Here is a 17,854-nt window from a genome sequence, read left to right as displayed (position 1 = left end):
CTACTCGCAGCGCGCCGCCGTGATGCGGTTGCTCGCATCGATGTACACGCGCAGACGGTCCTTGCGCGCATCGTGCTTCACCACCGTGGTGGGGCCGATCGGATTGACCAGGCCCGCGCCGCTTTCGCTGGACAGGCGGCGCAGGGTGGCTTCGTCGGCCGGTTGGCCGACCGCCCAGCCGAGCGACGCATCGCGGCAGGTGCCGCTGCCGGCGACCTGCGGGCCGGGCGTGCTGACGCAGGCGGTGAGGGTCATCGCCAGGAGGGCGAGGAGCGGCGCGCGGGTGGACGAACGGTGCGGCGACAGGGGGATGGCCATGGCAGCATCTCGGGGGCGGCTGAGGATCGCTGTTTAACACACCCGCTGGCATAAAGGGCGGGCGCCGCCGTCGCGCACCACCTGTTCCCGCCTTCACGGAGACCGTCATGGATCGTCGCTTCGTACTGCCGCTTGCGTTCGCCGCCACCCTGCTGTCATCGCTCGCCGCTCCGCCCGCCGCCGCTTGCACGCGCGTGGTCTATCTCGGCGCCAACGAGGACGTGATCACTGCGCGCTCGATGGACTGGAAGAATGACGTGGCCACCCATCTGTGGATCTTCCCGCGCGGCATGGCCCGCAGCGGACAGGCCGGCCCGAACTCGGTGACCTGGACGTCGAAGTACGGCAGCGTGATCGCCACCGGCTACGAGGTCTCCACCACCGACGGCATGAACGAGGCCGGCCTGGTCGCCAACGTGTTGTGGCTGGTCGAATCCGAGTATCCCGCCTACGACGGTCGCGGTCCCGGCTTGAGCATCGCGGCCTGGGCGCAGTACGTACTGGACAACTACGGCACAGTGAAGGAGGCGGTCGATGCTCTGCGCAAGCAGCCTTTCACCGTGGTGACCGACAAGGTTCCGGGGGAAGACCGGCTGACCACGCTTCACCTGTCGATGTCGGACGCCAGCGGCGACAGCGCCATCGTCGAGTACATCGACGGCAAGCAGGTGATCCACCATGGCCGCCAGTACCAGGTGATGACCAACTCACCGGTGTTCGACCAGCAGCTCGCGCTTAACACCTACTGGAAGCAGATCGGTGGCACGGTGATGCTGCCGGGCACCAACCGCGCGTCGGACCGTTTCGCGCGCGCCTCGTTCTACGTCAATGCGATTCCCAAGGCCGAGGATCCGGTGAAGGCACTGGCCAGCGTCTTCAGCGTGATCCGCAACGCGTCGGTGCCGTTCGGCATCAATACGCCGGAAGAGCCGAACATCTCCTCCACCCGCTGGCGCACGGTCGCCGACCACAAGCGCAAGCTCTACTTCTTCGAATCCGCGCTGACGCCGAACACCTTCTGGGTGGACCTCAAGGACGTCGATTTCTCGAAGGAAACCGGCAAGGTGCTGCGGCTGGACCTGGGACAGGACCAGCGCAATGTCTTCGCCGGCAACGCAGTGAAGGACTTCAAGCCCGCGGAGCCGTTCGTGTTCCAGGGCCTATAGGTCGAACGCCAGCAGGTCGTGTCCCGTCGCGGCGCGCACCACGCGCCGGTACAGCACGTTGCCGCTGCCGCCGTTGGTCAGCGCGACCAGCGCGCGCTGGCCGCGCGCATCGCCGAGGGCGAAGTTCTTGAAGATGCCGCCGTTGCTGCCGGAGTGGTAGAACACCGGGCCGCGTGGCGTGGCTTCGAGATTCCAACCCAGGCCCTTGTCGGTCCAGCGGCCGGGCACGTCGATCTGCTTGGTCAGCATCGCCGTGCGCGTGGCCTCGCTGATCTGCCATGGCGCACGCGGCGTGCGCACCATCAACGCCATGAAGCGCGCGTAGTCCGTCGGCGTGGTGCGCAGGCTGGCCGCTGCGTTGGCGAGGATGTCGCCGGGCCAGTTCACCAGGCCCTTCGGCGTGATGGCCTGCACTTCGGGCAGCGCGCGTGCGGCGTCTTCGTAACGCCAGGTGGAAAGCGGTTTGCCCCAGCGGTCCGCGACGGTCTGCGCTGCGTTCCAGGTGTCGCGCAGCATCTGCGGCGGCATGCCGCTTTCCTCGTCCTCCACGGCGCGATGGCCGTACACCGAGCGTGCGGCGAGCGCCTTGCTCCACGTATAGCTGCTGTCGTGCATGCCGGCGGGGCCGAACAGCAGGCGCTGCATCGACGCATCCAGGCTCTCGCCGGTCAGCGTCTCCACCACCAGTTGCAGCCAGAAGATCGCTTCGCCCGAATAGTCGATGCGTGTGCCGGGCTTCACCGCGGGTACGAGCTTCTCGTGGGCCGGGTCCTTGCGCCAATTCGGCATGCCGGTGGAATGGCGCAGCACGTCACGCGCGGTGACCCGATCCACCCACGGATGGTCGGCCAGGTAGTCCATCCGCCGGTAGCGCACCAGCGGCGCATCGAGGTCGATCACGCCCTGGTCGGCCAGTTGCAGCACCAGGTAGGCGAACACCGGCTTGCTGAGCGAGGCATCCTCGAACAGCGTGTCGTCGGCTACCGGCGCCCGTGTCTCTGCATTCAGCGCGCCAAGGTTGCGCGACCACACGACTTCGCCGCGCTCGACGACGGCCATGCCGATGGCGGGCACGCGTAGCGCCTGCATCAGTCGCGGCAGGTCGGCGAGGAAGGCATCGGGCGGGATCCAGTTCGCGGCGTCGTCGCAGGCAGCGGCGGAGACGAGGCGAGGCCAGGCGATGGCGGCGAGCGGCGTAGCGGCGAGGGTAGTCAGCCAGCGGCGGCGCTGGGGGGAACGTGGCAAGTCGGTCGGCATTCGCACGGTGTGTCCAGCAGGCTCTACCGGATAGACGGATGGAAGGGCCGAACCCCGCACGCGCCGCGTCAGCGCGCGCTCTGATCGGGTTGTTGTTGCCATTCGAGGACTCGGTACCAGCCCCGCTGCTTGGCCTGGTGCAGGAAGAACGAATCGTGTGAATTGCCGGGCGCATCCGTCCGGGCTCCCGCCCTGAGCAACACCAGGGCGATGTCTTCATCCCCGCTGACATTCAGGGCTTGCGCACCCCGCTCGTTGCGGATCGACACATCCAGGCCTTGCGCCAGCAGGAAGCGGACGAAAGCGATGTCGTTGGCGTTGGCTGCGGCATGCAGCAAGGTACTTCCGTCGAGCGTCCGCTCGTCCAGCCGCATGCCCTGGCCCGCGAGCCATTGTGCGATGGGCAGCCCCTCCCACGCCTGATCCTGCCATGGCAGCACCAGAAAGTTCACCACCGACGTCCGGCGTGGCCGATCGCGCGGCCGGTCCACAGGGGTTGCCATGTAGTGCAGCGATGGCTTGAGAGGGGCGCCGCCGTTCCAGACCGCTTGCACGGCGGCGAGCCGGCCGCTCTCGATGGCCGCCCGAAACGCGAGATCCAGCTTCCGTTGGTCAGGCCTCCCGCGCGACAACAAGACGCCGCGCTCGATCATCGGTGCAGCCAGCACCGCGCACCGCTCGCGCAGCGCGAACTCGAGGAAGGCCAGGTCTTCCGGCTTGTCGTTGCCGAGTAGGTACTTGCGCATAGGTGCAACCCGCAGCGGTGTCCCGAGCGCCACCAGGCGCTGTACCACTGCTTCGTCGCCGTGATCGATGGCGCGGACCAGCATAGCGGAGCCAGCCTCGGAATTGAAATCGAAACCCTCGCGCTCCAACTGGTCTAGCGAGAATATCGAGAGCTCGTGCCACTCTTTGGCGCGGGAGACTCGCTCAACCATATCTTGAAAGCGTACGACTGCAAGTGGCACGCCTGTTTCAAGGCTACCCTCGTTGTAGATGGAAAGAGTCTGGTCGCCCATCTGGATGACGAGCCGGGCCGTTTCGGCATCGGATCCGTTATAGGGATATTGTGGCTCCATCGACCAGAGATCGATGCGGCGGGCTTCGGCTGTCAGTGCGCGAACGTCACTGATGGGAATCTGATACTCATGTCGTCCTTCTACGGCAACACAATTGCCGCCCGTGAAAATGACCTGGCCGTCACCGCCAACCTCGACCGAGTGGCCGCATCCTGCGATGGTGCCTCCCCGCGACAGCGTGATCCTGACTTGGTTCAACGGGACATCAGGCATCGGACGGTGCGAGGGAGGTATCCGCTCCTCTGGTATCTGTTCAACGATCAGTGCCGCTACCGCCTTGCCGTCACGAAGGAACGGCGCATACCGTAGCCGGGCCAAGGCGGCCAATGCCTGACGCTGCTGGCGATTGGGTTCCGTTGGCAAACCCGGGACTCCGTCCAACAGCTCATGGCATTGCACACGTCCTTCAGCGTCCACCCTGAGTCCGACCGTATATCCCCACGAAGCAGGATGATCCCCCACGGCGTAACGCGCGGCAGGGAGATCGAACGTGCGATGTTTCGCGATCTCGTACGGCGTGGGCCGTATCCCCCGCCATTCTTCTACGTCGCATACCGGCAACTCGAAGGCCGGCACCACGGGAACGCGGCTGGCGTCCTCACCGGATTCCCGCTCACGGCTGCATCCCGCGACGAACACCAACACGCTCATTGCCACTACGCGCCATCGTGCGTCCATGCCTGGTTCCCCGATCCGGTCTGGCGATGTTAGCCCGGCTCTTCCTGGCAAAACGTGACCGCGCTGGCTTGACGCACCGCGCCTCACCGCCGTATCGTCCGCATCGCCAAGGTTTCCATCGCTTCATCCCAATGAAGCGATGGAATTAAAAGGGAAGCCGGTGCGGCCTGTTCCATGGGCCTATTCCGGCGCTGCCCCGCAGCGGTATTTGGAAACGAACCTCGCCAACAGCACTGGTCCTCGCGGACCGGGAAGCGGTGGGAAGTAGGCCAGCGCACACGCGCCCGTCCATGAGCCCGAAGACCTGCCCTGGCCGGAAGACACGACCGTCTTCCGCCTGACCTGGAGCTTCCGAGGGGGAGCGGCCGGAGCCTGCGTCCTTCTTCGCGAGCGGACGCGTCCTCCTGCGCCGCTTCCTTCCGGCACTCCGGCTCGCCCGCGGGGGCGAAGGTCGCTGGCGTGGCGGGCCCTGGCCTGGCGCGCGGTTCCTTCGTTCCTCATCCGCCACGCATGAGGACACGCACCATGACCACCGTTACCACTCTCGGCTTCCCGCGCATCGGCGCGAAGCGCGAACTGAAGACTGCCCTGGAAAGTTACTGGCGCGGCGACACCACGGCCGCCGACCTGCAGGACACCGCACGCGGGCTACGCCATCGCCACTGGCAACTGCAGCGCGATGCCGGCGCCGACGTCGTGCCCTGCAACGACTTCGCGCTGTACGACCACGTACTCGATACCGCCTTCCTGCTCGATGCGATTCCTGACGACTATCGCGCGCTGGCGGATGCCGATCCGCTCGCCGGGTATTTCGCGCTCGCGCGCGGCCTGCAGAAGGACGGCGTGGACCTGCGCGCGCTGGAGATGACCAAGTGGTTCGACACCAACTACCACTACCTCGTGCCGGAACTGCACGCAGGCCAGGAGTTCCGCCTGCGCGGCGACAAGCCGGTGGCCGAGTTCCTGGAAGCGCGCGCCGCCGGCCATGCCGCACGGCCGGTGCTGCTGGGTCCGGTGAGTTTCCTGTTGCTGTCCAAGACCGTGGATGGCAGCGATCGTCTCGCCCTGCTTGAGCGCGTGCTGCCGGTCTATGCGGAGCTGCTGGCGAAGTTGCACGCCGCCGGTGCGGACTGGGTACAGGTCGATGAGCCCTGCCTGGTGCTGGACCTGGACGACGCCACGCGCGAGGCCTACCTGCGCGCGTACGCCGTGCTCGCGAAAACGATCCGTCCCCGGCTGCTGCTGGCGACGTACTTCGGCCGTCTCGATGCGCAGCTGCCGCTGGCGTGCGCGCTTCCGGTCGATGGCCTGCACGTGGACCTGGTGCGCGGCAAGGAGCAGCTGGACGACGTGCTGAAGCAATGGCCGAAAGCGCGCGTGCTCTCGGTAGGCCTGGTGGACGGGCGCAACATCTGGCGCACGAACCTGGACAACGCGCTGATCCTGGCCAAGTACGCGCAGGGCCATCTGGAACTGGGCCACCTGTGGCTGGCGCCGTCGTGCTCGCTGCTGCACGTGCCGGTGGATGTCACCGGCGAGAAGGCCCTGCCGTCAGACCTGAAGTCGTGGCTGGCCTTCGCGCGGCAGAAGATCGAGGAACTGCGTGTGCTGGCCGATGCCTTGCGCAACCCGCGCGCCGCCGATGCCGCGTTGGCGGTCGCGCGCGACCGCATCGAATCGCGTCGCCACTCTCCGCGCGTGCACCGCCCGGCCGTCGCAGCGAGATTGGCGTCGCCCGAAGCCGCCGACATCGATCGCGATGCGCCGTATCCGCAGCGGCGCGCGGCCCAGCAGGCGCGCTTCGCGCTGCCGTCGTTCCCGACCACGACGATCGGCTCGTTCCCGCAGACCCACGAGGTGCGCGATGCGCGTGCCCGCCACAAGGGCGGCAAGCTGTCCGACGCCGAGTACGATGCCTTCCTCGAAACCGAGACCGCGCGTTGCGTGCGCATCCAGGAAGAGATCGGCATCGACGTGCTGGTGCACGGCGAGTTCGAGCGCAACGACATGGTGGAATACTTCGGCGAACAGCTGGACGGCTTCGCCTTCACGAAGAACGGCTGGGTGCAGAGCTACGGCTCGCGCTGCGTGAAGCCGCCGGTCATCTATGGCGACGTGTCGCGTCCCGCACCGATGACCGTGCGCTGGTCGCGGTATGCGCAATCGCTGACCGAGCGGCCGATGAAGGGCATGCTGACCGGGCCGGTCACGGTGCTGCAGTGGTCGTTCGTGCGCGACGACCAGGCGCGTGCGCAGACGTGCCGGCAGATCGCGCTGGCGCTGCGCGATGAAGTGCTGGACCTGGAAGCCGCCGGCATCGGCGTGATCCAGATCGACGAACCCGCGCTGCGCGAGGGCCTGCCGCTGCGTCGCGCGGACTGGCAGGCCTACTTGGACTGGGCCGTAGAGTGCTTCCGCATCAGCGCCTCCGGCGTGCGGGACGACACCCAGATCCATACCCACATGTGCTACTCGGAATTCAACGACATCATCGAGGCCGTCGCCGCGATGGATGCGGACGTCATCTCCATCGAGACCTCGCGCTCGCGCATGGAGTTGCTGGACGCGTTCGTGAAGTTCCGCTATCCCAACGAGATCGGACCAGGCGTCTACGACATCCACTCGCCGCGCATTCCCACCGGCGGCGAGATGATCGACCTGCTGGAGAAAGCGCGTGCCGTGCTGGGGCCGGAACAGATATGGGTCAATCCGGACTGCGGATTGAAGACCCGCGGCTGGCCGGAAGTACGCACCGCATTGGAACGGATGGTGGCGGCAGCGCGGGTGCTGCGCGGCGACCAGGCGCAGGCGGCCTGATCGTCGTAGAGCGGTGAGCGTGGTGGCGGGCCAAGGCCCGCCCTACGCTTCGGCAGGGCTCAGTGGCGGTGCCTGGGTCGGCCGGCCCAACGGGTCGAGCGCGATCATCACGAAGTGGCCGCGCGTGCACAGCTTGCGCTCGCCGGTCAGCAGGTTCTCGGTAATGACCTCGACGTCGACATTCATCGAGCTACGCCCAACTTTCACCACGCGCGCCACCACTTCCACCAGGTCGCCCTTGTGGATCGGCTGGTTGAAGTCCACCTGTTCCGAGCGTGCGGTGACCACGGTGGTGCGCGCGTAACGCGACGCGGCGATGAAGGCCGACATGTCCATCCACGCCAGCGCCTGGCCGCCGAACAGCGTGCCCAGGTGGTTGGTGTGGTCGGGGAAGACCATGTGCAGCAAGCGCGCCTCGAGGGGGCGCGCTTCGGCGTTGGCCAGTTCGGTCATGGTGGTGCTCCGGTTCGCGTACTCCCGGCGGGAGCATAGCGCGCCGGATGTTGTGCTGGTGTAGGAGCGACGTAAGTCGCGACCGCTCGAACGAATGTTCGGGATACCCGATGGGTCACCTATGGCGCGGTGCCTGGCGCCGACATCCTAGGGGTGGCGCAGAGACATGAGGTCTCATTGCCGCGGTCGCGACTTACGTCGCTCCTACAGGGGGCCAGCGCTAGAACGCGTGGTCGAAGCCGACTTCGCCCTGCACGCCCAGCTGGTAGGCGGACACACGGCGTTCGAAGAAGTTGGTCAGCTCCTGCACGTCCTGCAGCTCCATGAAGGGCAGCGGGTTGCGCACGTCGTAGCGCTTGGGCATGCCGAGCTTGGCGAAGTGCTGGTCCGCGCAGTGCTGCAGGTACTGGCGCATGTCGCGTGTCGAGATGCCGGCCACGCCACCCGACAGCACGTCCTCGGCGAACTGCACTTCGCACTCGATCGCTTCTTCCAGCATGTCGTAGACCTGCTGCTGCATGACGTCGTCGAACAGGTCCGGTTCTTCCTCGCGCACGGTGCGCACGCACTCGAACGCGAACTCCATGTGGCAGCTCTCGTCGCGGAAAACCCAGTTGGTGCCACTGGCCAGGCCCGGCAGCAGGCCGCGCGAGCGGAAGTAGTACACGTAGGCGAACGCGGCGAAGAAGAACAGGCCCTCGATGCACGCGGCGAAGCAGATCTGGTTGAGCAGGAACTGCCGGCGCTGGTCGCGCGTCTCGATCCGCTTCATGTCCTGGATGCTGTCGATCCACTTGAAGCAGAAGTCGGCCTTCTTCTTGATCGCCGGGATGTTCTCCACCGCCGCGAACGCCTTGAAGCGCTCCGACGGGTCGGGCAGGTAGTTGTCCAGCAGGGTCAGGTAGAACTGCACGTGCAGCGCTTCTTCGTAGAGCTGCCGCGACAGGTACATGCGCGCTTCGGGCGCGTTGAGGTGCTGGTACAGGTTCAGCACCAGGTTGTTCGATACGATGGAATCGCCGGTGGCGAAGAACGCGACCAGCCGGTGGATCAGGTGGCGGTCGGCCGGCGTCATCTTCGAATGCAGGTCGGTGATGTCGATCTGGAAGTTGATCTCCTCCACCGTCCACGTGTTCTTGATCGCGTCGCGGTACATGTCATAGAACTGCGGGTAGCGCATCGGGCGCAGCGTCAGTTCGAAACCGGGGTCTAGCAGCATCTGCTTGGGTTGGGCGGACATGGTGTTTCCTGTGCGGCGCGCCGTCGGCGACGGCGCGCCATGAATGAGGGAGTGGCGCATCCGTGCGCCCGACACGTCCTTGTGCCGTGATCCGTCGGGGATACCGACGTGGGAGAGGCGTTACTGGCAGGCCTCGCAGGCTTCCGGGTTCTCCAGCGAGCAGGCGATGGCTTCGGTCGGCGTGTATTCGCGCTTGGGCGCGGCGGCGGTAGCCGTGCTGACCGTGGTCTTGGCGATCTTCGTCGCCGGGCGCGAGCGCAGGTAGTAGGTGGTCTTGATGCCCTGCTTCCATGCGTACATATACATGGACGACATCGCGCCGATGTTCGGACTTTCCATGAACAGGTTGAGCGAGGCCGACTGGTCGATGAAGGCGCCGCGGCCGGCGGCCATGTCGATCAGCGAGCGCATCGGCAGTTCCCACGCCGTGCGGTAGACCTGCTGCAGCGTTTCCGGGATCTGTGCGATGCCCTGGATGGAGCCTTCGGACAACTTGATCGCATCGCGCGTCTCCGGCGTCCACAGGCCGAGCTTCTTCAGTTCGTCCACCAGGTAGCGGTTGACCTGCAGGAAGTCGCCCGACAGCGTTTCGCGCTTGAACAGGTTGGACACCTGCGGCTCCACGCACTCGTAGCAGCCGGCGATCGAGGCGATCGTCGCGGTCGGCGCGATGGCGATCAGCAACGAGTTGCGCAGGCCGTGCTCCTTGATGCGCGTGCGCAGGGCATCCCAGCGCTCGGTGTTCTCTGGCACGACATTCCAGGCATCGAACTGCAGTTCGCCATTGGCCGCGCGGGTGTCGGCGAACGACGGATGGCGGCCGCGTTCCTGCGCCAGCTCCACCGACGTTTCCAGCGCATGGAAGTAGATGGTCTCGGCGATCTTCGCCGACAGCGCACGCGCTTCGGCGCTGTCGAACGGCAGGCGCAGTTTGAAGAACACGTCCTGCAAGCCCATGCAGCCCAGGCCCACCGGGCGCCAGCGCAGGTTGCCGCGGCGCGCGGTTTCGATCGGATAGAAGTTCAGGTCGATCACGCGATCCAGCTGGCGCACGGCCAGGCGGACGGTTTCGGCCAGCTTGTCGAAATCGAACCAGCCATCGTCATCGAAGTGGCGGCCCAGGTTGATCGAGCCCAGGTTGCACACGGCGGTCTCTTCCGCCGAGGTGACCTCGAGGATCTCGGTGCACAGGTTCGACAGGTGGATCACGTTGCCCGCGCGCAGCGTCTGGTTGCTGGCCGCGTTGCACTTGTCCTTGAACGTCATCCAGCCGTTGCCGGTTTCGGCCAGGGTGCGCATCATCCGGCCGTACAGCTTGCGGGCGGACGTGGTCTTCATCGCCTTGCCCTGCGCTTCAGCCTGCACATAAGCGCGCTCGAAGGCGTCGCCGTACAGGTCGGTCAGTTCCGGCGTCACGCGCGGATCGAACAGCGACCATTCCTGGTCGGCCTCGACGCGCTTCATGAAGAGGTCCGGCACCCAGTTGGCCAGGTTGAGGTTGTGCGTGCGACGGGCCTCGTCGCCGGTGTTGTCGCGCAGTTCGAGGAAGTCCTCGATGTCGGCGTGCCAGGTTTCCAGGTACACGCAGGCCGCGCCCTTGCGCTTGCCGCCCTGGTTCACCGCCGCGACGGAGGAGTCCAGCGTCTTCAGCCACGGCACGATGCCGTTGCTATGGCCGTTGGTGGACTTGATCAGCGAGCCGCGCGAACGCACGCGCGTGTAGCTCACGCCGATGCCGCCGCTGAACTTGCTCAGCTGGGCGATGTCGCCGTACTTGGCGTAGATGGATTCCAGCGTGTCCTGCGGCGAATCGAGCAGGAAGCACGACGACAGCTGCTCGTGCGTGGTGCCGCTGTTGAACAGCGTCGGTGAGCTGGGCAGGTAGTCCAGGTTGCCCATGCGGCGGTACAGCGCCAGCGCTTCCGGCACGTCTTCGCTCAATGCACAGGCGATGCGCAGGAAGAACTGCTGCGGCGTTTCGATCACCTTGCGGGTGTGCGGGTGGCGCAGTAGGTAGCGGTCGTACAGCGTGCGCAGGCCGAAGTAGTCGAAGTGCAGGTCGAGCGAGGCGTCCAGTGCATCGTTGAGCTTGCGCGCGTTGGTCTGCACGAAGTTCAGCAGGCGGTCGTTGATCAGGCCGACCTCGTGGCCGCGCGTCACCGACTGCGAGAACGCGTGGATCTCCTGGCCGGTCACTTCCTTGGCGATGTAACCGGCCAGCAGGCGCGCGGCCAGGCGGCTGTATTCGGGTTCCTCGCCGGTCAGCAGCGCCGCGGTGCGGATCGAGAGTTCGTCCAGTTCGCGCGTGCTGGCGCCGTCGTACAGCCCGGAGATGGTGCGCGTGGCCACGCGCATCGGATCGATGGCGTGCAGGCCTTCGCAGTTGCGCTGCACGGCGCGCACGATTTTGTTGAGGTCCACCGGCTCGCGGCCGCCGTTGCGCTTGGTCACGCTCATCGCGGTGGCGGTGGGCGGCGGGGTCAGCGAGAACGCGTCCTTCTGGGACGGGGTGGTGCCGGCGTCGGCGACGGCGCTGTCGATCTGGGTCACGAGATTCCTCCATGCGTGGTGCACGCGGCGGCCCGTCCCTCGCGGGGCAGCGCAAGGCCGGATGGAGGATCACAGTGGGGAAGCGGCGTCGCAGGAGGCGAGATCGCGCGGACGGAAGACCGGCGTGCCCTGCTTCGCCAGCCCTCTCCCCCCGGAGATTCCGCGGCCGGCACCGCGCGGTGTGCAACGCGCGGCTGTCGGCAGGTCTTCGGACTCATGGGCGCGAAGGGCGAGCCTTCTTCCTACGTCCGCCGCTTCCCGAGGCATGGGGCCTCAGTGCTGTGTGGCGGGTTCGTTCCCAATTACCGCTGCGGGGCAGTGCCGGAGTGGCGCGAACGCGTCACCGGCTTCCCGTTTTAATCCCGTGGCTTGCGACCACCGGAACCGACAGCCACAAGATAGTGGGGGGTCCCGGAGGCGTCAACACCAAATGTTGTGTGGAACAGCGGATGTCGACGCGGCGCGGGTTTCACGGTTTCAGCGTGGGCGTCAGGCCCGCAGCGCCGCGATCGACGCGTCCTGCGCCTGCGCGTAGAGGGCGAACGGGTCGTGGATCTTCGCGCCGAGCGCGGTTTCGAACGCGTCCTGGTTGGCGTGCGCGTCGTAGGCGCGCTGTTCGCCGCCGCCGAGGTTGGACTGGAAGATGCCCGCGGCACTGACCGGCAGGAAGTCCTCGTAGACGATCGGATCGACGACGGCGAGGCCGGCACCGACCAGTGCATCCGGCGTCATGGCCGCGCGTTCGGCCGCGGGCAGGGCGTCGCCGGCATCGGTCAGGCGGTAGCGGAAGTAGCCCAGGCCTTCGCGGCGCAGCGTGGTCTCGTCATCCGGGAACGCCGCGAACGCTGCCGCCAGTCGCTGCGGATAGTCGGCCGACGTATTGCCGGCGCCGCCCGCCTGGCGCACCTGCGCGAGCAGGCGGTCGTACAACTCACGGCCGGCCGGGGTCAGCGCCAGGCCGCGCTGCTCGATCTCGCCGAAGCGTGCGCTGTGGCTGCCGGGCACCAGCGTGCCGGTGGCATCGGGGAAGGCGACTTCCTCTTCCAGCGCCTTGAAGCTGGTCTGGCGCAGCAGGATCGGCACGGCGCGGCGCGGCGGGCCTTCGATCAGCGCCTTGGCCTGGATGCCGCGTTCCAGCATCGCGGCCTGTGCGGCGTCGATGTCCAGCGTGCGCGGGGTGAGGTGGTTGATGTGCGGGCCGCGGAAGCTGACCACGTCGGCCACCAGGCGGTGCAGGCCGTGCAGCGCGTGGTAGGTCTCCAGCGAGACGGTCGCATCGCCATGCCAGCGGAAGGTTTCCAGCACCTCGGCGACGAAGCGCTGCGCATCGGCGTCGTCCAGCCCGCCGTCCCGTTCGGCTTGCGCGACCAGCGCGCTCGTGTCGGCGGTGAAGATGTCGCGGCGGGCCAGGATCGCCTCGGCTTCGGCGCGCAGCGCGGCGTCGGCGATCAGTTCCAGCCGCAGCAGCGAGGTGAAGATGCGGAATGGGTTGGCGGCCAGCGCGGCTTCGGTCAGCGGACGGAACGCGGTGGCATGCACCGGCACGCCGGCCACGGTGAGGTCGTAGTAGCCGACCGGGTGCATGCCCATCAGTGCGAACACGCGGCCCAGCATCGCCAGTTCCGCCGGCGTGCCCACGCGGATCGCACCGTGGCGCTCCAGGTCCAGGCGCTCGGTCTCGCCGGTGCGCCGCAGCCGCTGGGCGAGCGCGGGGTCGCGGCGCTGCGTGTCGGTGTTGATGTCGCCGACCAGCGTGATCAGATCGCCGTACAGCGGCACCTCGGCGCGGTACATGTCGGACATGGCCTGGGCGAACAGGCCGCGGATGCGGTCGGGCGAAACGAAGGCGGTCATGGGATTCGGCGTGCGGGCGGCGTGGGGCCACCGGGGGCGCATATTGTCGCTGGCCGCGCGCGCGCGGGCCAGCCGGATCCGCGGTGTCGTCAACCCATGGCCCGGGCGGGCGTTGTCCCCTGCGAGGTGACCCCATGACGTCCCACCCGCTGTTCCGTACGGGCCTTCTGGTCTGCGTGTTGCTGGCCGCACTACCGCTGCCCGCGCAGACCTTCCGAGAGCGCCTGCAGGGGATGCGCGATGCGTCGCGCCAGCCCGCGGCGCGTGCACCGACGCTGCCGGCCGGTGCACGCACCGTTCGCGATGTGTCCTACGGCACCGATCCGCGCCAGCGCTACGACGTCTATCTTCCTGCGCAACCGCAACGTGCGCCCGTGATCCTGTTCGTGCATGGCGGCGGGTGGGCCAACGGCAACAAGGACAATCCGGGCGTGGTCGAGAACAAGGCGGCGTACTGGTTGCCGAAAGGCTACGTGTTGGTCTCGATCAACTACCGCATGCGCCCCGACACCGCGCCGCTGGACCAGGCGCGCGACGTTGCGCGCGCGCTGGCCGACGTGCAGAAGCGCGCGCCGTCATGGAGCGCCGACCCGGCGAACGTGATGCTGATGGGCCACTCGGCCGGCGCGCACCTCGCTACGCTAGTGGGCGCGTCGTCCACGCTGTGGCGCGAGGCGGGCGCCACCCGACCGCGCGGGGTGGTCTCGCTCGACAGCGGTGCGCTCGACGTGCCGCAGACGATGCAGAAACCGCCGCTGCCCGGCATCTACGATCGTGCGTTCGGCAAGGATCGCAACGACTGGATCGCGTCGTCGCCCTACCATCAGCTCAGTCGCGATGCGGTGCCGATGCTGTTCGTCTGTTCCTCACGCCGCAAGGACGCCTGCCCACAAGGCCGCGCGATGGCGGAGAAAGCACGGGCACTGGGCGTGAGGATGGAGGTACTGCCGGAGGACCTCTCGCACGGCGAGGTCAACCGCCTGCTGGGCGCACCGTCGGCGTATACCGAGGCCGTTGCGCGCTTCATCGCGCCACGCATGCGATGAGGCGCGTCAGCGAATGATCCGCATCGCGCCCAACGCCTCCTGCAGTCGCGCGCGCGCCGTCGCTTCGTCGAAAGGCGTCGTCGCTGGCGGGTCGTAGACCTCCGGACGCGTGCCAGCGACCAGCAGATCGATCGCCAGGCAACGCCCGTTGCGTACCGAGCGATAGGCATCGACCGACTGGTAGTGGCTCATCGCCGCATCGTCGGCGCGGAAGTGGCGGAACGGCTGGCCGTCGATGCGGATCTCGTCCGGCGCTTCGGTCGCCGCGCCCTCGGGCGGATCCAGGCACGTCACCACCGCATGGCTGTCGGTGCTGGTGCCGATGCGCAGTTCGGCCGCGGTGATCTTGTCCGAGCCGTCCAGCACCAGCGCGACCAGCGGTTCGCCGCGCGCGTCGGGGGCGGCGAAGGTCTTCCAGTCGCCGTTGGACAGATAGTCGCGGGTGAAGTCGCGGCGCAGCGCGAAGCCAGGCGTGGGCGCAAGCGCAATGCCGATGTCGTCGTCGGAGAATTGGAACTGTGGCGCTTCGCGTCCGGTCACCGGCGGCGCCGGATCGGCGATCTCGGCCGCGGTCTGCGTTGCCGCTTCGACCTCTTCCTGCTGGGGCGCGCGGTCGCAACCGACGAGGAGCGTGGCGGCGACGGCGGCAAACAAGGGAATGCGGACGATGGGTTTCATGGCGCTCTCCTGCGCAACCGGTGCGCCGAGTCTGGCAAGCCGTGCGTGAAGCCGGTGCCTGCGCTTCAGCCGACCAGCAATGGCAAGGCCTGCGCTGCGGTCGCCCGCCAGACGAGGTCGACCTCGGTGGACAGCGCCGTCGGTTCCGGATTGACCTCCACCACGGTCGCGCCGTGGCGTCGTGCCAGTGCGGGCAGGCCGGCCGCGGGATACACCAGGCCCGACGTCCCCACTACCAGCATCAACGTGCAACGCTCGGCGGCGTCCACCGCAGACGCCCACGCATCGTCCGGCAGGGCTTCGCCGAACCACACCACGCCCGGGCGGATGCGGTCGCTGCATGCCGTGCAGCGCATCGGCTCGACCCGCTGCGCGCCTTCCACATAGTCGTCGAGCGCCGTGTGCGCATGTCCGCAGGCGAAGCAACGCAAGGCGAACAGGCTGCCATGCACGTGCGCCTCGACGACACTGCCGGCGCGCTCGTGCAGGTCATCGACGTTTTGGGTCACGAGCGACAGCGGCACGCGCTGCGCCAACGCTGCCAGGGCGCGATGTCCGGCATTCGGCTGCGCATCGCGCACCGCCTGCATGCGCCAGCGGTACCAGCCCCAGACCAGCGCGGGATCCTCGCGCCACGCACCGGCGGTCGCCAGGCGCATCGGGTCGAAGCGCGACCACAGGCTGTCATGCGTGCCGCGGAAGGTGGGAATGCCGCTTTCGGCCGACATGCCGGCGCCGGTCAGCACGCAGACAGTGCCGCCGGTGTCGATCGTCCGTTGCAGGGCCTCGGCAACCGCAGTGGGTACGGCGTCCACGGGCTCACGCCTTGTGCGGCGTGGCGAGGTACTCGGCGCTCTGCATCTCGATCAGGCGCGACGCCGTGCGCTCGAACGCACCCTGCAGGCGCGTACCGGCATACAGCATCGTCGGTGCATCCGCGGCGGTGCAGACCAGGTTGACGTGGCGGTCATACAGTTCGTCGATCAGGTTCACGAAGCGGCGCGCGGCATCCTCGTTCAGCGCATCGAAGCGCGGGATGCCGCCCAGCAGCACGGTGTTGAACTCGTGCGCGACCTCGATGTAGTCGGTCGTGCCGCGCGGACCCTCGCACAGCGCGGCGAAATCGAACCACGCGATGCTCTTGCCGCGGCCACGCACCGGGATCTTGCGGCTGTCGATCTCGATGTTGCCGGCGTGCGCGTCCTCGCCACCGGTCAGCTCGCGCCAGCGCGAGGCCAGCCAGGCATCGGATTCGCCATCCAGCGGCGCGCGATAGACGGGCGAGCGCGTCAACGCGCGCAGGCGATAGTCTTCCTGGCCGTCTGAGCGCAGCACCACGCAGTGCTGTTGCAGCAGGTCGATCGCCGGCAGGAAGCCCGCGCGCTGCAGGCCGTCCTTGTACAGGTTCTGCGGCGCGGTGTTGGAGGTCGTCACCAGGGTGATGCCTTCGGCGAACATGCGCTCCAGCAGGCGTGCCAGCAGCATCGCGTCGCCGATGTCGGTGACGAAGAACTCGTCAAGCACCAGCACCCGCAGCTTGCCGCGCGCTTCGCGCACGATCTTCGCCAGCGGATCGCTCTCGCCCGCATGCAGGCGAAGGCGCTCGTGCACGCCGCGCATGAAGCGGTGGAAGTGAGTGCGGTACTTGCCGCCACCCTCGCCGTGCGCCTTGTTCTGCGAGACCGAATACGTCGGCAGCGGCAGGCTGTCGTAGAACAGGTCGACAAGGAAGGTCTTGCCGCGGCCGACTTCGCCCCAGTAGTACAGTCCCTTCACCGTCTCCGGCGCCCTGCCGAACAGTCGCCCGAACAGGCCGGGTGCGCCATCGTCGGCGCGCAGCGCGCGGTGGATGCGGTCCAGCTCGGCGAGCGCGGGATGCTGCGCCGGGTCGTCCTGCCATTGGCCCTGCGCCGCGCCGCGTGCGTACACCTGCGACGGCGTCAGAGCCGTCCCTTGGACATCGTCAGCCATCACGCCGGCACGTAGGCTTTCATCGCATGCTTGATGGCGCCGCGCAGGTCCATCAGCTTGCGGTGGAAGAAATGGCTGGTTTCCGGCATCCGGATCAGCTCCGGCGGATGCGCCAGCGTGTCGATCCAGTCGTACACCGCTTGCGGCTCGACGATCTCGTCCTCTTCGCCCTGGATCACCAGCCACGGACACGTGGGTGGCGTGATCGCGGCGAAATCCCAACGCCCGGCCGGCGGTGCGATCGACACCAGCGCATCCGGTTGCAGGCCTTCGGTGGCGCGCAGCGATACGTAGGCGCCGAAGCTGAAACCGGCCAGCCATAGCTGCGTGCCCGGGCGCTGCTCGCGCACCCAAGCGACGACGGCACGCAGGTCGTCGACTTCGCCATCGCCCTGGTCGAACAGGCCGGCCGAAGCGCCGGTGCCGCGGAAATTGAAGCGCACGGTGACCGCACCGAGTTCGCGCAGGCTGCGCGCGGCCATCACCACCACCTTGTTGTGCATGGTGCCGCCCTCGGTGGGCAGCGGGTGGCAGACCACTGCAGTGACGGGCGAGAGCGGCTCGCCCTCCTCCGGCCAGTCGACGTGGGCTTCCAGCGGCCCTTCGGGGCCGTCCAGGGTGATCGGGCCGGACGCGGCGGGGAAAGCGGGATTCGTCATGAGGCCATGATAAGCCCTGCGCCCCCACGCGACCCGCGCGGCCGTGGAACGCATTACCGACGAAAGCCCAACGGCGTCGCGCGACCGG

General features: G+C 67.6%; 14 protein-coding genes and 2 riboswitches. Of the genes, 3 read left to right on the top strand and 11 right to left on the bottom strand.

All coding sequences use genetic code 11. From position 1 onward, the window contains the following. The gene (locus BM365_RS10510) at window positions 1-318 is read right to left on the bottom strand and encodes a hypothetical protein (RefSeq protein ID WP_093488961.1); all 318 of its coding nucleotides are present in this window, start codon (window positions 316-318) and stop codon (window positions 1-3) included. Window positions 319-425: 107 nt separating this feature from the next. Between BM365_RS10510 and BM365_RS10505 the strand changes: the two genes are divergently transcribed. After that, entirely contained in the window at window positions 426-1,484 is a 1,059-nt protein-coding gene (locus BM365_RS10505) for a linear amide C-N hydrolase (RefSeq protein ID WP_093488959.1), read from the top strand. Here the strand turns inward: BM365_RS10505 and BM365_RS10500 are convergent. Both BM365_RS10500 and BM365_RS10495 read right to left on the bottom strand, forming a co-directional pair. Then, window positions 1,479-2,729, bottom strand: coding sequence for a serine hydrolase domain-containing protein (locus BM365_RS10500; protein WP_199186265.1), 1,251 nt, complete (start codon window positions 2,727-2,729; stop codon window positions 1,479-1,481). The two genes, BM365_RS10505 and BM365_RS10500, sit on opposite strands and share 6 nt — an antisense overlap. 80 nt (window positions 2,730-2,809) lie before the next feature. Then, a complete protein-coding gene (locus BM365_RS10495; RefSeq protein ID WP_139227399.1) occupies window positions 2,810-4,498 on the bottom strand; it encodes an ankyrin repeat domain-containing protein in 1,689 nt (562 codons plus the stop codon). Between the two features lie 92 nt (window positions 4,499-4,590). After that, a riboswitch (cobalamin riboswitch) is annotated at window positions 4,591-4,825 on the top strand. Window positions 4,826-5,023: 198 nt separating this feature from the next. On the opposite strand from BM365_RS10495, the gene metE reads away from it, so the two are divergent. Beyond that, window positions 5,024-7,315: a 5-methyltetrahydropteroyltriglutamate--homocysteine S-methyltransferase gene (gene metE, locus BM365_RS10490; RefSeq protein WP_093488955.1), complete on the top strand. Its 2,292-nt coding sequence runs from the start codon at window positions 5,024-5,026 to the stop codon at window positions 7,313-7,315. A 42-nt stretch (window positions 7,316-7,357) separates the two neighbouring features. On the opposite strand, the gene BM365_RS10485 is transcribed toward metE, so the two are convergent. The 4 genes from BM365_RS10485 to BM365_RS10470 all read right to left on the bottom strand — a co-directional run bounded on the left by BM365_RS10485 (window position 7,358) and on the right by BM365_RS10470 (window position 13,412). Beyond that, a complete protein-coding gene (locus BM365_RS10485) occupies window positions 7,358-7,768 on the bottom strand; it encodes an acyl-CoA thioesterase (RefSeq protein WP_093488953.1) in 411 nt (136 codons plus the stop codon). 220 nt (window positions 7,769-7,988) lie between these two features. Next, on the bottom strand, window positions 7,989-9,008 hold the full coding sequence (locus BM365_RS10480) for a ribonucleotide-diphosphate reductase subunit beta (RefSeq protein WP_093489665.1): 1,020 nt from the start codon (window positions 9,006-9,008) through the stop codon (window positions 7,989-7,991). A gap of 120 nt (window positions 9,009-9,128) precedes the next feature. Further along, window positions 9,129-11,465, bottom strand: a complete 2,337-nt coding sequence (locus BM365_RS10475; RefSeq protein WP_233210940.1) for a ribonucleoside-diphosphate reductase subunit alpha — start codon at window positions 11,463-11,465, stop codon at window positions 9,129-9,131. 274 nt (window positions 11,466-11,739) lie between these two features. After that, window positions 11,740-11,962, bottom strand: a riboswitch (cobalamin riboswitch). Window positions 11,963-12,047: 85 nt separating this feature from the next. After that, the gene (locus tag BM365_RS10470) at window positions 12,048-13,412 is read right to left on the bottom strand and encodes a 2-oxoadipate dioxygenase/decarboxylase HglS (protein WP_093488951.1); all 1,365 of its coding nucleotides are present in this window, start codon (window positions 13,410-13,412) and stop codon (window positions 12,048-12,050) included. Between the two features lie 134 nt (window positions 13,413-13,546). Between BM365_RS10470 and BM365_RS10465 the strand changes: the two genes are divergently transcribed. Next, entirely contained in the window at window positions 13,547-14,458 is a 912-nt protein-coding gene (locus BM365_RS10465) for an alpha/beta hydrolase (RefSeq protein WP_093488949.1), read from the top strand. 6 nt (window positions 14,459-14,464) lie between these two features. Here BM365_RS10465 and BM365_RS10460 read toward each other — a convergent pair whose 3' ends face one another. The 4 genes from BM365_RS10460 to BM365_RS10445 all read right to left on the bottom strand — a co-directional run bounded on the left by BM365_RS10460 (window position 14,465) and on the right by BM365_RS10445 (window position 17,766). Next, window positions 14,465-15,136 (bottom strand): hypothetical protein, encoded by a 672-nt coding sequence (locus tag BM365_RS10460; RefSeq protein ID WP_093488947.1) that lies wholly within the window; start codon window positions 15,134-15,136, stop codon window positions 14,465-14,467. 65 nt (window positions 15,137-15,201) lie between these two features. Then, window positions 15,202-15,951, bottom strand: coding sequence for an SIR2 family NAD-dependent protein deacylase (locus BM365_RS10455; RefSeq protein WP_233210895.1), 750 nt, complete (start codon window positions 15,949-15,951; stop codon window positions 15,202-15,204). 4 nt (window positions 15,952-15,955) lie between these two features. Next, complete coding sequence (gene zapE / locus BM365_RS10450) at window positions 15,956-17,107, bottom strand: cell division protein ZapE (protein WP_093488945.1); 1,152 nt, start codon at window positions 17,105-17,107, stop codon at window positions 15,956-15,958. Continuing rightward, entirely contained in the window at window positions 17,107-17,766 is a 660-nt protein-coding gene (locus BM365_RS10445) for an alpha/beta hydrolase (RefSeq protein ID WP_093488943.1), read from the bottom strand. Before BM365_RS10445 ends, zapE begins: the two co-directional genes overlap by 1 nt. Between the last annotated feature and the right edge of the window lie 88 nt (window positions 17,767-17,854).

The organism is Pseudoxanthomonas sp. YR558, from assembly GCF_900116385.1.
Classification (GTDB): domain Bacteria; phylum Pseudomonadota; class Gammaproteobacteria; order Xanthomonadales; family Xanthomonadaceae; genus Pseudoxanthomonas_A.
The sequence above is the reverse complement of the archived record's forward strand: the minus strand, read 5'-3'. Positions and strand labels throughout refer to the sequence as shown.

What these genes read in the sequence shown, in the direction of transcription:
- BM365_RS10510 (WP_093488961.1), bottom strand. Translation starts at nt 318, where the DNA reads ATGGCCATCCCCCTGTCGCCGCACCGTTCGTCCACCCGCGCGCCGCTC.
- BM365_RS10505 (WP_093488959.1), top strand. Translation starts at nt 426, where the DNA reads ATGGATCGTCGCTTCGTACTGCCGCTTGCGTTCGCCGCCACCCTGCTG.
- BM365_RS10495 (WP_139227399.1), bottom strand. Translation starts at nt 4,498, where the DNA reads ATGGACGCACGATGGCGCGTAGTGGCAATGAGCGTGTTGGTGTTCGTC.
- metE (WP_093488955.1), top strand. Translation starts at nt 5,024, where the DNA reads ATGACCACCGTTACCACTCTCGGCTTCCCGCGCATCGGCGCGAAGCGC.
- BM365_RS10485 (WP_093488953.1), bottom strand. Translation starts at nt 7,768, where the DNA reads ATGACCGAACTGGCCAACGCCGAAGCGCGCCCCCTCGAGGCGCGCTTG.
- BM365_RS10480 (WP_093489665.1), bottom strand. Translation starts at nt 9,008, where the DNA reads ATGTCCGCCCAACCCAAGCAGATGCTGCTAGACCCCGGTTTCGAACTG.
- BM365_RS10475 (WP_233210940.1), bottom strand. Translation starts at nt 11,465, where the DNA reads ATGAGCGTGACCAAGCGCAACGGCGGCCGCGAGCCGGTGGACCTCAAC.
- BM365_RS10470 (WP_093488951.1), bottom strand. Translation starts at nt 13,412, where the DNA reads ATGACCGCCTTCGTTTCGCCCGACCGCATCCGCGGCCTGTTCGCCCAG.
- BM365_RS10465 (WP_093488949.1), top strand. Translation starts at nt 13,547, where the DNA reads ATGACGTCCCACCCGCTGTTCCGTACGGGCCTTCTGGTCTGCGTGTTG.
- BM365_RS10460 (WP_093488947.1), bottom strand. Translation starts at nt 15,136, where the DNA reads ATGAAACCCATCGTCCGCATTCCCTTGTTTGCCGCCGTCGCCGCCACG.
- zapE (WP_093488945.1), bottom strand. Translation starts at nt 17,107, where the DNA reads ATGGCTGACGATGTCCAAGGGACGGCTCTGACGCCGTCGCAGGTGTAC.
- BM365_RS10445 (WP_093488943.1), bottom strand. Translation starts at nt 17,766, where the DNA reads ATGACGAATCCCGCTTTCCCCGCCGCGTCCGGCCCGATCACCCTGGAC.